The 3,010-nt window shown below is 51.2% G+C and carries 2 protein-coding genes; both read left to right on the plus strand.

Going from position 1 to position 3,010, the window contains the following annotated elements; translation table 11 throughout:
* On the plus strand, nt 1–347 hold a 347-nt coding region (locus JZY06_RS06620; protein ID WP_207278779.1), incomplete at its 5' end, for a hypothetical protein.
* Between the two features lie 1,120 nt (nt 348–1,467).
* The coding region (locus JZY06_RS06625; protein WP_207278780.1) for a family 16 glycosylhydrolase at nt 1,468–3,010 on the plus strand (1,543 nt) is incomplete at its 3' end.

Consider the following 3,010-nt stretch of genomic DNA (forward strand, 5'->3'; position numbering starts at 1 on the left):
TGACGTCCCGGGTGGGATCGCCGTTGCGGGTTGATTCTGATGTGACGTTGTATGCGAAGTGGGTCAAAGAAAAGGGCGACATTGATAGCCAGCCGTCCCGAGAGGATGAATCGCACACGTATTCAACGAGCCGACGATCCGACGTAACTTCCTTTGCTCAAGGAAGTATCGGTAGCTCGGGAATACTGCTGCCCGTCTCAGTTGGATTGGTTTTGATTGGCTTCGTTGTTGCAGTACTTAATCCGATATCGATGGGATTTTTCAATCTTCAGTCGATGACTGCGTGGAATCTATTGAATTCAACTGGTGGAAAATTGGTTCGTGTTGCTGCCGGATTGGACAAATAAGTTGTGATTTTCCTGATTTAAGTGCTCTGTTTTTGGTGGGGTTGCGATTCTGACTAAGTTTTGAAGGTGAGTTATGTGCGCCGCTTCGTTAAAGCGTTGGTGGTGTATGTGATCACGTGAGTTGGCCCAATTTGCTGCACAAATCGAATCGCCAGGTCGCTCCCGTTATAGCGATAGGCTAGTCTTGGTCTTGGAGGTTTTGTTGTCGAGGATCTGGATGATGGACCGTCAGTATTGCTTACTAAGTCTGGGGCGTTGCTCAGGCTATATGGCGCGTGTGCCAGTTGTGGATATCGCGTTCATTCGGCCTATTGGCAAGTGCTGCGAGGGTGATCCTCCGGGGAGTCGATGAAAACGGTTGCTGAACAAGGCCCGGATGTGTCTTCAGGCGAATTTTCGGAATTTCGGCCCGGTTTGATGTCTAACGATCCCGAGACACGGCCGATAGCTTGCCGGGAAGATATGCAAGCAGATTTGTTTCACCTCCGGTGGCGTCGGTTATTTGGATGTTTTTTCGGCAAGGTTATATGGGGGCACTGTCGTGTTGCCTAGTTGGCGAGGAAAAAACTCTTTGAATGAAAGAGGTCAAATATGGGCCGAATCTGCACCCCGCTAACTATTGGCTCAGTGTGTGAAATACCCCAACGACTGGACTGTTGTCGGAGTTAAGGCCGTCCATATAAAATCCGTCCCCCGACTTATTCGACTCGGGTTCAAGCGGTGGTGGCGTATGGACCCTTAAGGTGCCGAGCAAACAAATGTTCGACCCTTTCTTCTTTGCTTAACTTTTGGGGGTAGTTGGAGTGTGATTTAGCTAAAAGGCGGCCTCAAAGAGGCTGGATTTTGTATTGTTTTCCCTTAAGTTGTAGAGGAAACGGAGCTGTGTTTGTGCCGCTCCTAATTGGAAGAAAAACTCGCGTTTGACGATCTTTGTCTTGTTTCAATGTCATCAATCGCTACGTCATTCAAGAGGAAAGAGGCCTTGATGAACAAGCTTAGAAGGACGCTGCTTGCTGTCTGGGGAGCTGTGGGGATCGGGCTTTCGGGCTTGTCTGTCCCGTATGCGGCTGCTGCGTCATGCACTGGGCCGGAGTGTTCGCCCCCACCGTCCAGTAAGAATGTGAAGGGAACTGACTATGAATTGGTTTGGTCCTCTGAATTTAATGATGGTTTTTTGGGGGAGGATTGGCGTCTTGACGACAAGCCTGTAGAAAACGGCAACATGTGTTACACCAATACGGTTGGTGATGATGGAACCATTCAGGTCAAGGACGGTTTTTTGCGGTTGCGGGCGAAGCCTGCGACGGCCCCGAAGCCGATGTGCTCTACGGAGTCTGGCGGTATCAAGACTGTCGGCAAGAAGTACTGGCGTTACGGTTATATCGAAACACGTTTGCGTCTTCAGGATGCGCCAGGCACCTGGCCTGCTTTGTGGATGGTTCCGGAAGCCGGTACCCGTGGTTGGCCGATTGACGGTGAGATCGACTGGATTGAGTATGTTCCCAGCAACCGTCGTGATTCGATGCAAACATCTATTCATATGTCCAACGTCAAGTCGAGGCGTGGCCGGAATGATACGGCGTTAACGGCTTTTGCTAATGGCGTTGATGATATTAGTAACGAGTGGCATGTGTGGGGGATGAAGTGGGATCCGAGTGGTTTCGAGTTCTATCTTGACGGTGTTAAGTACGGACATGTGAAATCGACGGGTTCCGCGCCTTCGGAGGGTGAACTCAGAAGCGGAAACATAATTGCCGGTAATCATGGCTGGCCATTTACCTACGACAACGGAGATGGGGGGGTTGTCGGCAAGATCGCTCCCGATGACCCTTTCAACGTCGATTTCCATCTGATTTTCAACATGGGTACCCGCAAGCCGGGGCAGTGGGGCGGGTCGAATCAGCCTTACGATTTCTCTAGGTCACATGTAGACATGGACTATGTCAGGGTTTTTCAGACCTCTGAACAGCGAAAAGCGCAGAACAAAGTCACCGTCAATTTTCAGCCGTTTGCCCAGGCAACTGTTGATACTCCGGTAACGCGAACATACGACCGCGGTGCCAAGATTGGTGTAACGCCTATTTATGAGGGTAAGGGCAAGTATTCAGGACAGTATTCTTTTGCTTGGTCGAGAAGGCTGAAGCCGGACAAGACCATACCTTCGTGGGCTGTGCTGAATGAGGATAGTCCGGTGAAGTTTGATTACACGCTTCATCCGGTGTGGTCGAAAGGCTACAAGTTGACGCTTGAAACTAACGGCGGAACTTTGCCAGACAACGCTTCCCAGGAGATTATGCAGGCTTCGAGTGATGCGTCGATCCGTCTTGTGCGTGAAGATGCGTCGGATAAGACGGTCGAGTTGCCTACGCCAACGCCACCGACTGGAAAGACGTTTGCGGGTTGGTTCCTGGACGGTTCTCTGTCCCAGGAAGCTGGTACTTCTGTGGAGCTGACGGGCGATAAGACGGTGTATGCCAAATGGGAGAAAGCCTCTCCGACAACAACTGTGACACCAGTGACGACGGCGACAGTAACGGCGACTACCACTAGTACCGTGAGAACTGAGACGACAACGACTGAAACAGTCACTACTCCGACGACGACGGTGACCAGTGTGGTTGAGGAGCCTGTTGCTGTGACGACGAGGTCGACGACGACGAAGC

Source organism: Corynebacterium mendelii, from assembly GCF_017307055.1.
GTDB lineage: Bacteria > Actinomycetota > Actinomycetes > Mycobacteriales > Mycobacteriaceae > Corynebacterium > Corynebacterium mendelii.